Annotated in this window: 14 protein-coding genes; 4 read left to right on the forward strand and 10 right to left on the reverse strand. The window is 37.2% G+C overall.

Features of this window, described 5'->3' with window-relative positions:
* Positions 1-23: 23 nt before the first annotated feature.
* Entirely contained in the window at positions 24-488 is a 465-nt protein-coding gene (locus ACJ2A9_RS10545; protein WP_441421609.1) for a redoxin domain-containing protein, read from the reverse strand.
* Between the two features lie 91 nt (positions 489-579).
* Positions 580-1,299: an HAD family hydrolase gene (locus tag ACJ2A9_RS10550; RefSeq protein WP_441421610.1), complete on the reverse strand. Its 720-nt coding sequence runs from the start codon at positions 1,297-1,299 to the stop codon at positions 580-582.
* A 376-nt stretch (positions 1,300-1,675) separates the two neighbouring features.
* On the opposite strand from ACJ2A9_RS10550, the gene ACJ2A9_RS10555 reads away from it, so the two are divergent.
* The 3 genes from ACJ2A9_RS10555 (at position 1,676) to ACJ2A9_RS10565 (ending at position 6,233) form a co-directional block, all read left to right on the forward strand.
* A complete protein-coding gene (locus ACJ2A9_RS10555; protein WP_441421611.1) occupies positions 1,676-2,938 on the forward strand; it encodes an L-lactate MFS transporter in 1,263 nt (420 codons plus the stop codon).
* A gap of 194 nt (positions 2,939-3,132) precedes the next feature.
* A complete protein-coding gene (locus ACJ2A9_RS10560) occupies positions 3,133-4,518 on the forward strand; it encodes a class II fumarate hydratase (RefSeq protein ID WP_441421612.1) in 1,386 nt (461 codons plus the stop codon).
* Positions 4,519-4,787: 269 nt separating this feature from the next.
* Entirely contained in the window at positions 4,788-6,233 is a 1,446-nt protein-coding gene (locus ACJ2A9_RS10565; RefSeq protein ID WP_441421613.1) for an MDR family MFS transporter, read from the forward strand.
* Between the two features lie 72 nt (positions 6,234-6,305).
* Here ACJ2A9_RS10565 and ACJ2A9_RS10570 read toward each other — a convergent pair whose 3' ends face one another.
* Positions 6,306-8,291: a YjhG/YagF family D-xylonate dehydratase gene (locus ACJ2A9_RS10570; RefSeq protein ID WP_441421614.1), complete on the reverse strand. Its 1,986-nt coding sequence runs from the start codon at positions 8,289-8,291 to the stop codon at positions 6,306-6,308.
* Between the two features lie 118 nt (positions 8,292-8,409).
* A complete protein-coding gene (locus ACJ2A9_RS10575; protein WP_441421615.1) occupies positions 8,410-8,835 on the reverse strand; it encodes a GNAT family N-acetyltransferase in 426 nt (141 codons plus the stop codon).
* Positions 8,836-9,093: 258 nt separating this feature from the next.
* Here ACJ2A9_RS10575 and ACJ2A9_RS10580 point away from each other — a divergent pair, with 258 nt between their 5' ends.
* Positions 9,094-9,408, forward strand: a complete 315-nt coding sequence (locus ACJ2A9_RS10580) for a hypothetical protein (protein ID WP_441421616.1) — start codon at positions 9,094-9,096, stop codon at positions 9,406-9,408.
* Positions 9,409-9,413: 5 nt separating this feature from the next.
* On the opposite strand, the gene ACJ2A9_RS10585 is transcribed toward ACJ2A9_RS10580, so the two are convergent.
* The 6 genes from ACJ2A9_RS10585 to ACJ2A9_RS10610 all read right to left on the reverse strand — a co-directional run bounded on the left by ACJ2A9_RS10585 (position 9,414) and on the right by ACJ2A9_RS10610 (position 15,102).
* Positions 9,414-9,899: an AbrB family transcriptional regulator gene (locus ACJ2A9_RS10585; protein WP_441421617.1), complete on the reverse strand. Its 486-nt coding sequence runs from the start codon at positions 9,897-9,899 to the stop codon at positions 9,414-9,416.
* Complete coding sequence (locus ACJ2A9_RS10590) at positions 9,896-10,417, reverse strand: AbrB family transcriptional regulator (protein ID WP_441421618.1); 522 nt, start codon at positions 10,415-10,417, stop codon at positions 9,896-9,898. Before ACJ2A9_RS10590 ends, ACJ2A9_RS10585 begins: the two co-directional genes overlap by 4 nt.
* Before the next feature lie 198 nt (positions 10,418-10,615).
* Positions 10,616-11,956 carry a CitMHS family transporter gene (locus tag ACJ2A9_RS10595; RefSeq protein ID WP_441421619.1) on the reverse strand — a complete coding sequence of 447 codons (1,341 nt, stop codon included), beginning with the start codon at positions 11,954-11,956 and terminating at the stop codon, positions 10,616-10,618.
* Positions 11,957-12,233: 277 nt separating this feature from the next.
* Entirely contained in the window at positions 12,234-12,554 is a 321-nt protein-coding gene (locus ACJ2A9_RS10600) for a hypothetical protein (RefSeq protein WP_441421620.1), read from the reverse strand.
* Positions 12,555-12,746: 192 nt separating this feature from the next.
* Positions 12,747-13,448, reverse strand: coding sequence for a response regulator (locus ACJ2A9_RS10605; protein WP_441421621.1), 702 nt, complete (start codon positions 13,446-13,448; stop codon positions 12,747-12,749).
* Positions 13,429-15,102 carry an ATP-binding protein gene (locus tag ACJ2A9_RS10610; protein ID WP_441421622.1) on the reverse strand — a complete coding sequence of 558 codons (1,674 nt, stop codon included), beginning with the start codon at positions 15,100-15,102 and terminating at the stop codon, positions 13,429-13,431. Before ACJ2A9_RS10610 ends, ACJ2A9_RS10605 begins: the two co-directional genes overlap by 20 nt.
* Positions 15,103-15,131: the final 29 nt, after the last annotated feature.

The following is a 15,131-nucleotide window of genomic DNA, read 5'->3' on the forward strand; positions in this document are numbered from 1 at the left end:
TAGTAGCAGTGGATTTTTTTCTACTAATTCAGCTTTTCAAGTTCTGTAAATACCTCTGCATAATGTTCTTTTTTATTGGCATCAAACGCTTCATTCTTAAATGTTAGAATTCCATCTTTATTTACTATAAAAACTGACCGAATTGCCGTTTCTTTTTCTTCGTTTCTTACGTCATAAACCCGTACAGTTTGCTGATGCCAATCTGATAATAACGGATAAGGTAATGTCCCGAGACTAGCAGCAAACACATGATGAGAATAAATATGATCAACACTTATCGCTAATACTTCCGCGTTTAATTGCTCAAATTTCTTATAATCCTCTTTCCAAGAGGTGATTTCTTTGATTCATCCAGGTGTGAAATCAAGTGGATAAAATGCTACAAGCACATTCTTTTTTCCATAAAAATCAGATAGAGCAATTTTTTCTTTTGTTGTAGCTGTTAATGAAAAATCTGGTGCAGGATTCCCTATCATTAATTCTCCCATTATACTCTCCTTCCTAGATAAATAGTTAAATGAAACATTCTTGTTGTATTTTGCCCAATGTTTCCGTATACATGTGGTTTCTCTGTCCTGGTTACGCAAAAATTCCCATCTTATTTTTCATCTTTTCATATAATTGGTCTAACGTTCCGTGGTCATCAATTCGGTATGCAGTCGTTCCCCGATCAATGACATTGCCTTCGACTAAGAATGTCTTCATCCCAATTTCTCCAGCAACCATATCCTCTTGATTATCGTTGCCGATCATAATACACTCTTTTGGTTTTACTCCTATACGTTGACATATGTCACTATAATATTCTTGATGTGGTTTAGTAAACATACAGTCCTCATATACAGTAACCATATCAAAAGGCAAATCAGCAACACCTGCCCATGCTAAGCGGTGATATATTGCCGATTTTGGAAAAACAGGATTTGTAGCAATTGCTACTTGATACCCCTGTCTTAGCGATTCTTCTACAACTTGTCTCGCAATTGGTGTAGGGTTACATAATGATGAAAATTCCGGAAATATATGTTCATAAAAATGATCCAATGTAGGCCACAGTTGATCCTTATTTACCTTTGCGATTGAGAAAAATGTCTCTTCAAATACTTGTTCATTTGTTTTAGAACGGTCTATATTTTCGATCATTGCTTTTGTTCCAGCTAATAATGCATGTAGAAATTCATTTGAATCCATGATATGTGAAACTCTTGGAGCTAACTCTTTTAAATAATGTTTTACAAAAGAATCGGTATCCATAGGTAGTAATGTACCGTCTAAATCGAACAACATTGCTTTTGCCATAAAACAAAACCTCTCATTCCCCCATTTTTTCTATCTTAAATTATATCAAATACACCCATTTTTCACCATAATTAGACAAAAATAGCTCACTATTTGCGAACCCTGTCTTCGATAGAGATGAATTGTCATTTTCCTAACATTAACTGCACGTATTAGTGGTTTAAATGTACAAACAAATTGTCGCATTTATAGGTTTTACCTTCAATTCTTTCTCAGACGTACAAACAGCATGAAATTGTTTCCTATACAAACACAATCAAGAATTAGCAGAATTTTTGGAATTATTTTACTTTTTGCATTAGTTTGATTTTTAAGTTAAAAAAATTTATTCTTATTTGTATAAATATTTCGACTAATCCATGAAGGAGGATTTTTTATGAAAACAAATAAAAACAGATGGTTAATTGCATTATCAGCTATCTTTATTCACCTATCAATTGGTGGTGCTTATGCTTATAGTGTTTACACGAACCCTTTACGAGACGCGATGGGATGGTCGGCAACAGAAATTACGATAGCGTTTACAATTATGATGGGTCTTGCAGGTTCCTCTGCGGCATTGTTCGGTACTTTTGTTGAAAGAAGTGGTCCACGAAAATCAGCAATGATTGCAGCTGTATTGTTTGGTTTAGGACAAGCTGGTTCCGGGGTAGCTGTTATGATTGATTCACTGCCACTTTTCTTACTTACATATGGATTACTGAGCGGACTAGGTTTAGGTATCGGTTACATCTCACCAGTATCAACACTTGTCAAATGGTTTCCGGATCGTCGAGGTTTAGCTACAGGAATGGCCGTGCTTGGCTTTGGTTCCGGTGCTCTTCTAACAGCACCTGTTGCAAATGCACTAATGAGTTCGATCGGTATAATGAGTACATTTTATGTATTAGGTGCATGTTACTTTATCCTGATGATTATCGGTGCTTCTTATATTGCACCACCACCACAAGGCTGGATGCCAGCAGCTATGATCAAAGATATTGCATCTGGTAAAAAAGAAGTGAAGCAAGATTTGGCTCAAATGAGTGCAAAAGAAGCTGTAAAAACAAGACGTTTCTGGATGTTATGGTCAATGATGCTCATTAATACAACTGCAGGGATTATGATGATTTCTGTTGCCTCTCCTATGGCCCAAGAAGTCGTTGGTCTATCTGCAGTAGCTGCTGCTACGATGGTAGGGATTATGGGTATCTTTAATGGTGGAGGCAGACTTGGTTGGGCTGCAGCTTCAGATTATTTAGGACGCCCTACTGTTTTCATGATTTTCTTTGTCATTCAAATCGTAGCATTTTTAACATTACCGTTAATTACAAACATTATTATCTTCCAGTTCCTTATTTTACTTGTAGTTAGTTGTTATGGTGGAGGATTCTCAAATCTACCTGCTTTTGTAGGGGACTTATTTGGAACAAAACAGCTTGGCGCCATTCATGGTTACTTACTAACAACTTGGTCTCTTGGCGGCGTATTCGGTCCAATAATTGTAACACAAATATTAGAAAGAACAGGAAGCTACATTCCAGTATTCTATGTTTTTGCAACATTAATTGGAGTTGCGCTTGTTATTTCTATCTTACTTCGTTTAGATATCCAACGAGTAAAGAAACAACAGCAACAACAAGGACAAGGTGTTGCCTAGTTCGAAATCGTTATCTAGCTTTCAATAAATCTATCTACAAAAGACACTGACTCCTTAGAGCAGTGTCTTTTCCTATGTTTGATCTCAACGCAAGCTGTTTACCAGTGAGTGTATACGTTTAAAAACAACAGAAAACAATAACATCAAAGGAAGTTGAAGCGACTCCCCTATTTATACAAACTAAGGAGAAATATATGTTATCCTCAGAACAATTTCGAAAAGAAAAAGATACTTTAGGAATAGTCATGGTACCAGCAACAGCATATTATGGACCTGAAACGCAGCGGGCAGTTAATAACTTTCAAATTAGTGGAAGACGCTTACCGAGGTCCTTTATTAAAGCACAAGGAATTATTAAATCCGCAGCAGCCATTACAAACATGAACTTAGGGGTGCTACCTAACGATATTGGCAAAGCAATCGTTGAGGCTTCCGAGGAAGTGATCAACGGAAAATGGGATGTTCATTTTGTCGTCGATGTATATCAAGCAGGCGCAGGAACGTCACAAAATATGAATATCAATGAAGTAATTGCTAATCGTGCGTCAGAAATATTAACTGGCTCCCTGCAATCCTATCGGGTTCATCCTCATGATCACGTGAATATGGGACAATCAACAAATGACACCTTCCCATCTGCACTACATATTGCTGCAGCTGAAAATCTCGTCGAAAAACTACTTCCAGCGTTATTACAACTGCAGCAAGAACTTCAAAAAAAATCGGACGAATTTATGACCATACTTAAAACAGGACGAACCCATTTACACGATGCTGTTCCAATCCGGTTAGGCCAGGAGTTCTCCGGATTTGCAGGTACAATTCAAGAATTATATTTTGAGATAGAGAAATCCCTGGATTCATTTTATGAAATTGGTTTGGGAGGAAATGCAATCGGTACATTGATCAATACACATCCTGATTACCCGCAAAAGGTCATTGCTGAAATATCTCAGCGTACGAAGTTACCTTTTCGGCTACCCGCAAGCATGTTTACATTTATGCAAAACAGAAATGCTTCAATACGTATGATGCTTGCACTTAAAGAGCTTGCAGTACATTTAATTAAAATTACGAGTGATCTACGGTTACTAAGTTCCGGACCAAGAACAGGATTAGCAGAAATCACTCTCCCTTCTGTCCAACCTGGTTCAACAATTATGCCTGGGAAAGTAAATCCTGCAATATTAGAAATGACTCATATGGTTTGCTGTCAAGTTATCGGTAATGAAACAGCAATGGCTACTGCAGGTATGGCTGGCCAGCTAGAAATCAATGTCATGATGCCAATCATTGCTCATCTATTACTTGATTCGATTGATTTACTCTCAAATGCGATACCAACACTAGTCATTAAATGTATTAGCGGAATTCAGGCTAATGAAAACATCTGTAAAAACTGGATGAATTCCAGCCTCTCTCTAGTAACAGGATTAAGTCCAAGCCTAGGGTATGATCTTGCTTCACAAATTGGAAAAGAAGCTGATGAACAAAATAAGACAATCCAACAAATTCTCCAAGACAAAGGGTTACTTACAGAAGAAAATAAGAAAGCGATTGATCCAGAAAGTTTGCTGTAATTTATAGATTGTTAATGACAATACACCGCATCTTAATGGGCGGTGTCTGTCACTTTGCTTATTTATAAGCATTCATCAGTTTTTGTAAAACGGTACGTTGCCTTTATTTTTAGATCCAGCTCTTTCTAATCTCCCATCTTTGTTCAAGACGAACTTCTTCACAATTGTTTTCACCTAAGCATATGGTCTGAATTTTTTCCTTATTTATGGTAAACTTAAATTTATTACCTTGCAAAAAATAATAAAGTATATATTGAAGGAATGATAATGTGGACCACCATGTTGAGCCTGCAGAAAGTAAAAACGGAAAAATTCTCGTTACTGTTTTAATGATTGGAGCCTTTGCAGCTATATTAAATCAAACGCTTTTAGCTACAGCGTTACCTCATATTATGGTTGATCTGGAAATTAATGCAAATACTGCACAATGGTTAACAAGTGTATTTATGCTCGTGAATGGTGTGATGATACCTATAACTGCTTTTTTAATAGGCAGATTCACAACAAGATCGTTATTTTTAACTGCCGTCGGTCTCTTTTCATTTGGAACTTTGCTCTGTGCAATTGCTCCAAATTTTGCTACCTTAATGCTTGGAAGAGTGATTCAAGGCTCTGGGGCAGGAATAATAATGCCACTAATGCAAACCATTTTATTTGTTATCTATCCAATTGAAAAGCGCGGTGCGGCAATGGGAATGTTTGGACTCGTTATTGCATTTGCACCTGCAATCGGACCTGCTTTATCAGGATGGCTTGTCGATCATTTGCCATGGCGGAGTTTATTTTATGTTGTTCTCCCGATTGTCGTATTGGATTTGGTATTAGCCTATTACGTGTTAAAAAACGTCACTGACCAAACATTTCCTAAACTAGATATTCCCTCTATTATTTTTTCGACGTTAGGCTTTGGTGGGCTATTGTATGGATTTAGTATTGCAGGGAATGTTGGCTGGAGCAGCTATGAAGTTGTTCTTACATCACTTGTTGGCTTAGTTTCTCTCGTTTGGTTTATCACAAGACAATTAAAACTTGAACAGCCCATCCTTGAATTTAGAGTGTTTAAAAACCCGGTCTTTACACTAACGACTGTGATTGGGATGGTTGTTTTTGCATCTCTCATCGGTGCGGCAACTCTATTACCTATCTACACACAAATGATGCATGATTTTACAGCTTTTGAATCTGGCTTAATGCTTCTTCCTGGTGCAATGATTATGGGGCTCATGTCACCCGTTACCGGAAAGATTTTTGATAAAGTTGGAGCGAGATGGCTTTCAATTATCGGTTTAAGCATAATTACAGTCTCAACCTTTTTGTTTACCGACCTTACAGCTTCAACATCATTTACCTTTTTAACAGTCGTATATGCGCTAAGAATGCTAGGTGTTGCAATGGTTATGATGCCGGTAACTACAGCTGGATTAAATGTGTTACCTCGGCAGTTAATCGCTCATGGAACGGCCATGAACAATACGATGCGGCAAATAGCAGGAGCAATTGGAACTGCACTATTAGTTACAATCATGACCGCAACAGCAACTGGGCCAACTACTCAGGGAATGATAGATGGTGTCAATCACGCTTTTATTGTCGCAACAATTTTATCAGGTATTGGTGTTTTCTTATCTTTTTTCATCAAAAAACAAGCTCAACCTTCTGGTGATGCACGTAGTGTACATAAGAAAGAAGAATGGAAACCAAGTGAAGTTAAATGATTTTTTGATCTACACAAATTCTGCAATTAGCAAGAGGATTAGTCATCCCCCTTGCTAATTTTGACAAAACATTTATTGATTTCTCTTTTGCTTCAACACCTCAACTCCCGCTTCTAATACCTCAATAATCTTATCGACATCATACACACTTCCTCGCCAGGTCCCCCCACTCACAGCTTGCAAAGCAGCCCATAATCTCGTATCCTCCGGCAAGTCCGGATCGGGCCTTAATTCTGGATGTGTTTTTCGCTCAGAAAGTATTTTTGCTCCTGCTTCCGGGCTAAATTTGTCATTGCCTTCTCCTATAAAATTAATTGTTCCGTTAAGCTCATTACGGTCAATAATTATCTCTACAATATCTCCAGTACGAAGTTTCCCCAGTGGGCCGCCTGCAAGTGCTTCAGGACCAATATGGCCAATACACGCGCCTGTTGACACACCGGAAAAACGTGCATCGGTAATTAGCGATACATATTTTCCATATGAAATGTGTTTTAATGCAGAAGTTAACTGATACGTTTCCTCCATTCCTGTTCCGGATGGTCCCCTGCCAATAACGGCCATAATATCTCCTTTTTCAATTTCGCCACCTTTTATTGCTTTTATCGCATCCTTCTCGGACGTAAAAACTTTAACCGTCCCAGTGTGACGATACACACCGTCATCATCAACAACTGACGGGTCAATTGCAGTGGATTTAATGACAGATCCTTCTGGGGCAATATTGCCTATTGGGAATGTTACTGTTGAAGTCATACCACGGCTTTTTGCCAATTCAGGACTCATAATCACATCCTCCGGATCAATACCATCTGCCTCTTTGAGTCGTTTTTTTATTCTATATCTTCTTTCAGAACCTTCCCACCAGTCCAAGATTGACCCTAATGTTTCACCAGTAACTGTAAGGACATGTTCGTTTAATACACCAAGTTTACGTAAATAGAGCATCGCTTCTGGAACCCCTCCAGCTAAAAAAGCACGAACAGTAGGATGATGTGTTGGTCCATTTGGCAGAACACTCACAATTCGAGGTACTTCACGATTAACTTGAGTCCAGTCATCTACTGTTGGAATTGTACATTGCGCGGCGTGAGCAATGGCTGGAATATGGAGTAACAGATTTGTTGAACCACCAAAAGCAGCGTGTAAGACCATTGCATTATGAATGGCATCGTCTGTAATAATGTCCTTCGTTTTAATCCCCGATTCTTCCATTTTAATTGTTGCCCGTGCTGATTGCCGAGCCATCTCCTCCCAAATCGATGAACCAGAAGGAGTAAGTGCTGAATGCGGAATTGACAATCCCAGTGCTTCAGCTACAACTTGCGAGGTGGCTGCTGTACCTAGGAATTGACATCCTCCACCAGGTGTCCCACATGCACGGCACCCTAGATCAGCTGCATCCTGAAGCGATAACTCTCCATGGGCAAAACGGGCACCAATGGTTTGAATTTTCCCTGCATCTTCCCCTTCTGTTGGTGGAAGTGTTACCCCACCTGGTACAATGATGGTTGGGAGATCATGAATTGCCGCTAGAGCAATCATTGTAGCTGGTAATCCTTTATCACATGTTGCCACACCAATTACCCCCTTCCTTGTTGGAAGGGAGCGTATAAGTCGTCGAAACACAATTGCTGCATCGTTGCGGTATGGAAAGGAATCAAACATTCCAGTCGTTCCTTGTGATCTCCCGTCACATGGATCACTCACAAATCCAGCAAATGGAACTCCACCTTTTTCTTTAATTTCCTCCGCTGCCGCCCGCATCAAAAGACCAACTTCCCAATGTCCCGTATGATATCCTAAAGCAATGGGTGTACCATCTTCGGCACGAATTCCCCCTTGTGTACTCAATATTAAAAACTGCTTCCCATTCAGTTCTGTTGGTTTCCATCCCATACCAACATTTTGCGTCATTCCAAATAAATCTCCACTCGGTGAACCTAGGAGCATGTCCTCTGTTAATGGAAGAGAACCCGAGGGACCAGGAGCATGTGTTTCAATTTGATAAATATCCTCCTGTACCTCTTTAAATATATACTGTAGTTTTTCTGACATCATAATTGCTCCTTTTGTACATTTTGTTTGTCGTTACAATTAGATCAAGATCAATCTTAGTGTATCTATAATAGAGCAATATCATTAATTTTGAGTGTACATTCAGTGACATGCACCCCTATATTATCTTTTCCATTAACGTAGCAACATCAGTAAACCCCAGTTTCTCATATAAACCTTTTGCTTCATTTCCCGCAAAAACATTTAATTGAACTTTTCTTAGACCTAATGACTTAAAATGATCAACAGAAAAATTCATCAACTTTTTCCCAATCCCATCTTGCCGATATTGAGGAACTACAAAAAGCTCCAATATGATTCCAGACCGTTCATTCGTATAGGGACCAACGATCTTATCAAGGAGTATCCAGCCAACTATAAACCCATTAATAATATAAACATAATAGTCACTTTCGGGCGTATGCGTAGTCATCCCCTCTAACCGGTTTGTTTCATTAACATAACCAACAGTCGCTTCATTTTGAACATATGTTTCATAACTTTTGATAACTGAAATTTCCCCCATGCTTGCTTTTCTAATCATGACTTCCCCCCCATTAAACTCATCTATTGCTATTACAGTATTCAAAGAATGCACTCTAAGTGATATCCATAGAAAACTTGGGCAATAGAAAATTAAACTTTAAAATAAAAAGAAACCAACGCATTTTCTGTTATGCGATGGTTTCCAATATTCGAGAATAAATTGTCATATATCTGCTGCCTATTTTTTAAAATGGAAAGGCTCATTATTTCTAATAAGCAAATACAATATCTTATCTTTCCAAGAAAGGATGATACAATGTTTTTTCAACCATTTCACGGAATAAACCAATTCATTCATTATCATTATGGGCCTTACTACAGTCATCAACCGTTATGGTACAACCATACTTCTTTTTATGGTCATTCATATTATCCACATCCGATTAGCCATCCTGGACACAAAGGGCATTTTAGTCAAAGCTTACATCCTACTAAGAATAATGCGCAACAACACGTCTCTAATAAGACAAAATCTCAACAAAAAAAGCATAATGAACTTTACATGCATCACGGATACCCTTTCAGTCAAGGATCAGGGCAATTCCCTGATTATTATCATTCAAATTACTAGATAACTTACCATAGAAGAAAAACAACAAAAGGAATTGTAATAACGAGAAAGAAAACCCGACAAATATGAATCGTTACTACTAATGGTAATTTAGCTTGGTATGTTTCAGCCAAAAATGCGATTTCACTCATTCCTGCTGGTACTGAAGCACAAAATGCCGTAGCAGGGTCAAACTTTAAAAAACGTATTAGAAAAAAACCTATCCCGATAGCAAATGTTAATTGAAGAAGTGGTATGATTAATGCAGGAATCCATATACTTTTCATGATTTCAATCGTATCAGTAGAAAAAGAAAGACCAATATTGGCCCCTAACACTACTTGAACCACTCTTTTCATATTCGCTGGAATTATCGGCAGCTTTTTTGTCCACACTTGATAGCCTGCCACAAATACCAGCGCACCTAATAATGCACCTACGGGGACCCCTGCCCAAAATCCAAAAATACCCCCGGTAATAGCTAAACAACTTAGCATGAGCCATTGTTTCATGATGCTTTTTCATTCCTTTTTCGTTTTGCTAGAAATCTAATTATAAAATGAAGCACAAGCGGGAAAAGAGTCATGATGATGACTACCCTTGCCAAATGTAAAAACACAACTGCGGGTGCATCTTCTTCAAGCATTTTTGCCAACATGGCCATTTCATAAATAGCACCAGGTGATGAAGATAAAATCGTTATTGGCAAACTCAAATCTGTCACTAGAGCTAATAGGAGAACAATGAAAAAAATCATAACTACCAGACCAAATAGTATAAAAAAAAGAGCGAGTGATACTTTTTTTACATACTCCTTTTTAAAATTGAGGAAAGTAACCCCCAACATTGCTCCCAAACAAACTTGAAGGAAAAAAATCAAACCCGTTCCACTTTGAAATGTTATAAAACCTAATGATTTTACAATGGCTACAGCAAACATTGCTCCTAACATTGCTCCAACAGGAAGCTTCAACTTATGACCAATATATCCCCCTGTAAAGCCAACTGCAAGAAAGACAATAAAGTTCAACATCGTATCCCATTGCCCATTTCAAATTTTCTCATTTTACGCACCTCTTCATTATTTATCCACTATTCTATCATATTTAAAAGATGGTTCTACGGTAAGAGACCTTTTAAATTTACCTATATATTCTATAAGAAAGTGTAATAAAACGAAAAAGTTTCTCCTCTGCCTATAACAAAGGAGAAACTAGATATATTCTCTTTAAAGTGAAATAATACCTATCAAAATAGCTACAGCCATAAGCACAAGGCTGAATCCCCATACCCAGAAAAGCGAGTAACGAATATGTTTCCCCATTTCAAGACCTGCCAAGCCTAGCGCCAACCAAAGGGCTGGTGAGAACGGACTTACAAATGTACCAATAATATTACCAATAATCATCGCATAAGCTGCCGAAGTGGATTCAACTCCAAAACCAGTAACTACTTGTTCAACAATCGGTAATAAAGCAAAATAATAAGCATCTGTATTTAAGATTAGTTCAAATGGCACACCAAATACGCCAATAATAAGGTGTAAGTAAGGAACGATAAAAGCAGGTAATATCTTCACTAGATCTGTAGCCAATGAATCTAGCATTCCTGTTCCGCCTAATATACCTAAAAAAGATCCTGCAGCAAGAATAATACTTGCCATCAATAATGCATTTGGAGCGTGTGTTTTAATACGAGCCATTTGATCTTCTACTTTTGGATAATTTAATGGCAGGGCAATACTTAAAGCAATCATAAATACAAATCCAGCAGGGACAATTCCCCAAACTAACATTCCAATTAAGGCTAACGTTAACAACAGATTGATCCACAATAGTTTTGGACGAGCTAAAGAATTTTCCTTTTCTTGTTTCTTTGTGTCAATATTTTCATCTGTTGTTATTGCCTGTGCAGCTGCTGCTTCTAAATATCCTGATTCAATTTCAGAACGTTGGGCAATCCGGCGTTTTTCACGTAATCCTAGGATGATGGCCATGCCAACGAGTAGGACGAGACCAATTACTTGTAATGGAATTAATGGTCTCCATAACTCAGTTGGATCAAGCCCTAATACTGCCGCCGTACGCCCAAGTGGTCCTGCCCAAGGGAGCATATTTAATATACTAGCACTCGTCCCTACTAATAAAAGAAGTAAATACGGACTCATCTTTAAACGCTGATATAGAGGTAATAATGCTGGTATAGTAATCAAAAACGTTGATGCTCCTGATCCATCTAAATGAGCAATCGCTGCGATTAATACAGTTCCAACCGCTACAGCGATAATATTCCCTCTTGAAATCGCAATCATTTTGTTAATAATTGGATCAAATAATCCAGCATCTTGCATAATACCAAAAAAGAGAATCGCAAAAATGAACATAATGACTACGTTAATTACTTTATCAATTCCTTCACTAAAGAAACCACCAATGTCTGTTATTCCAAAACCGGCAATTAATGCACCAATAATTGGCACAAGAACTAAACCAATAATTGGAGAGATTTTCCCCTTCAGAAGTAAAATAACAATCGTTAAAATTGTAGCAAATCCTATGATGCTAAGCATAATTTTCTCCCCTTCCTTATCACACGTCAAACTTCGAAAAAAATGATTTTCAAGAAAAATCGGATAATATTGTAAAGCGCTTTCAATCAATGAATTGTTTCTCTTTTTCGAAGTTTTCTAATATATTTAGAAATTTAACATACCAGGGAGAAAAGAATAAAGGTTATGAAAATAAATCGAATATTGTCCAAAAAACGGATTTTGTCCATTTTGCTCATTCGTTAACTACGTCCACTAAATAAAAAGGACTGTCTAATAAGTGACAGCCCCTTGGTAGCTAAAAATTATAATCGCGTTTTAATTCTGATACAATGTCATTGATCGATTGTTTGGATGTTCCTAACTGATATGTTTTGATACATTTAATTGAGCACAAATCATCCTCATATTGGACCAACTTAATAAATTCATCTGTTTTTTTCTCTAAATTCGTAGCAGTATGGAGTGCGTCTTCAACGAGCATTTCTCTCTTTTCTATTTTTTCATAAACGATATGAAAATTATGATTCCCTTCAAGTTCTCTCGTTTCTAACAATTCATTTACAATATACCCTTTTGCTCTCTCATTCACTGGCTTTTCTACACTCTCAGATAACATGATTCATCATTCCTTTTTAAGTAAATTATTAAAATGGGAAACAGTGTAATTCTGATTTCTTAGTACGATACAACATTTACTTTTATCAGTATGGTCCTTATTCATTCAAAAGATAACACCAAATATGGAATGAGAAAACATTATGAGAATAAATCTACTTTTATTTATTAACGCACATTTTGTTCATTTTGTTCACGCAAATACATAACGTCTTTCAGGTCTCCCAACATCACCATAAATTAGCTCTGCTTTTACCTGGCCGGTTGACACTAAATATTCAAGATATCGCCGTGCAGTTGAACGACTTGCACCAATATGCTTACTCATCTCTACGGCAGTAAAACCCTGCTCGTTATTTTTTTTTAGAATTGTGATCACCTTGTCCAAAGTGAGACGGTCAATCCCCTTTGGAAGCTCTCCATATTCTAATGTAGAATGAGTAGTTGAAACGCCCCCTCTTATTCTATCGACTTCAGACTGACTTATTTCCTGCTTCGTTCGTAATAACATCCTGCTTTCTCTATATCGCTCAAGCGTCAGTCTTAGTCTCTCAAAATCAACCGGTTTGATAATATAATCAGTAATTCCTCCGCGAAGAGCCTCCTCAATTGTCTCAACTTCTTTAGCAGCTGTTACCATAATGATGTCCATTGATCGATATAATCGGCGAATATTCCATAATAAATCAAGGCCTGTTACATCAGGGATATAAACATCTAATAAAAGCAAATCTGGTAACTCGGCATTACTCTTTAAAAATTCTAACGTTTCTTCCCCCGTGCTTGTTATACCAATAACATTAAACCCGTCAACTTTATTTATAAATTGTTTATTAATGTTTGCTACTCGAAAATCATCTTCAACAATAAGAACATTAACCATCTGTTGAACCATTCTTCTCTCCCCCTTCAACCAGCTTAGGAATACTTACAATAAAACAAGTCCCTCCAAGATCACTTTCCTCTAAAGTTAAACACCCATCCAAATCTTTAATTATTTGCTGTATGAGTGAAAGACCAATTCCACGATGTTTACCTTTCTTTGTTGAGAAACCTTCCTCAAAGATTGACTCAAGATGCTCATTTGGTATCCCTTTCCCACTATCTTCTATTTCAAAAATAAACTCATCACCTATATCAGTAAAAAAGATCTTTATTTCCTTCTTCGACTTTCCTGTATTCTCTATAACAGCATCATACGCATTTTCTAATAAATTACCTAATATAGTAATTAACCCTTCTCTTTGTTTCTCTGATAGAGGATCCGTTAATTGACTATCTTCGTCAATTGACATGGTTACACCTAATTCATGGCCTCTATTTAATTTCCCCAATAATACTGCACTAATAAAAGGATTTGAGACTCTCTCAATCAGAAAGTGAATCCACCCTTGTTGAGCCCTGCTTTCTTTCATAATGAATTCAATCGCTTCTGACGTTTTCTGCAACTGAAGGAGGCCGGAAATTGTATTTAATTTATTTGAAAACTCATGCGTTTGAACTCTCAACGCTTCAGAATATTGCTTTACTTTAGAAAGTTCTTCTGCCAATCGTTCAATCTCAGCAGTACTGCGAAAAGTAGAAACAGCACCGACTACTTGATTGTCGTAATAAATAGGTACACGATTAACGACAAAACGAGCATTCCCATGCCACACTTCCTGGTTATATTGACTTCTCCCTGTTTCCAGAACATCAGGTAGTGTTGTATTAGGTAAAAACTCCTTTACATGTTTTCCAGCAATATCCTTATCCTCTAAATATAAGATATTTTTTGCAGCATGATTGTACATCGTTACTTCACCCATCCTATTTATAGCAATAATTCCTTCATGAATCGATTGGAATATCGCTTCTCTTTCCTGGAAAAGTTGTCCAATTTCTTCAGGCTCTAATCCTAGAATTGATTTTTTCACATGAAATGAAATTAATATTGCACCGACGATGCCAATAACAATAAAAGTAACAACTAAAAACCAAACTTCTTTCACATAATGCAAAATGACAAAATCAATATCATCAATTAATAATCCAACAGAAACAATACCGATAATTTCCCCATCATCTGAATAAATAGGTACTTTACCTCGAACTGAAGGCCCAAGTGAGCCGACGGCTTTTGAGACATAGGACTCTCCATACATTAATGCTGGTTCATTATCATTCCCTACCATCTGTTGCCCGAGTCGTTCAGAAAGAGGATGAGAATAACGTATCCCTTCTTTATTTCCTACAACAATAAATTCAGAATTAGTTTTCACACGTATTTCTTCAACAATAGGCTGAATGATACTAATAGGATCTTCAGAATAAAACGCATCTCTAATACTAGGAATTTCTGAAACAGTTTGAGCAACAGCTAAAGCACGTATACCGATTTGTTCTTCAACTGTACTCGAATATTCTTTAATAAAATACACTCCCAGGAAAATGACAATCATCATGATAAGAGCACATATTAAGAATATCATTCTCATCAGAAATGTAAGCTGCTTAAACATCGGTTTTTTCGTTCGAAATTTTGGATTGTTTTCTTTAGCAAATATCATTCTACTACTCCTCAATATAAAATCAGAGT

Source organism: Anaerobacillus sp. MEB173 (assembly GCF_052119505.1).
In the GTDB taxonomy this organism is placed as follows: Bacteria; Bacillota; Bacilli; order Bacillales; family JBJMAU01; genus JBJMAU01.

Coding starts and splice junctions, on each gene's coding strand:
- ACJ2A9_RS10560 (WP_441421612.1), top strand. CDS start 3,133: ATGTTATCCTCAGAACAATTTCGAAAAGAAAAAGATACTTTAGGAATA.
- ACJ2A9_RS10550 (WP_441421610.1), bottom strand. CDS start 1,299: ATGGCAAAAGCAATGTTGTTCGATTTAGACGGTACATTACTACCTATG.
- ACJ2A9_RS10595 (WP_441421619.1), bottom strand. CDS start 11,956: ATGCTTAGCATCATAGGATTTGCTACAATTTTAACGATTGTTATTTTA.
- ACJ2A9_RS10555 (WP_441421611.1), top strand. CDS start 1,676: ATGAAAACAAATAAAAACAGATGGTTAATTGCATTATCAGCTATCTTT.
- ACJ2A9_RS10570 (WP_441421614.1), bottom strand. CDS start 8,291: ATGTCAGAAAAACTACAGTATATATTTAAAGAGGTACAGGAGGATATT.
- ACJ2A9_RS10600 (WP_441421620.1), bottom strand. CDS start 12,554: ATGTTATCTGAGAGTGTAGAAAAGCCAGTGAATGAGAGAGCAAAAGGG.
- ACJ2A9_RS10605 (WP_441421621.1), bottom strand. CDS start 13,448: ATGGTTCAACAGATGGTTAATGTTCTTATTGTTGAAGATGATTTTCGA.
- ACJ2A9_RS10575 (WP_441421615.1), bottom strand. CDS start 8,835: ATGATTAGAAAAGCAAGCATGGGGGAAATTTCAGTTATCAAAAGTTAT.
- ACJ2A9_RS10585 (WP_441421617.1), bottom strand. CDS start 9,899: ATGAAACAATGGCTCATGCTAAGTTGTTTAGCTATTACCGGGGGTATT.
- ACJ2A9_RS10610 (WP_441421622.1), bottom strand. CDS start 15,102: ATGATATTTGCTAAAGAAAACAATCCAAAATTTCGAACGAAAAAACCG.
- ACJ2A9_RS10580 (WP_441421616.1), top strand. CDS start 9,094: ATGTTTTTTCAACCATTTCACGGAATAAACCAATTCATTCATTATCAT.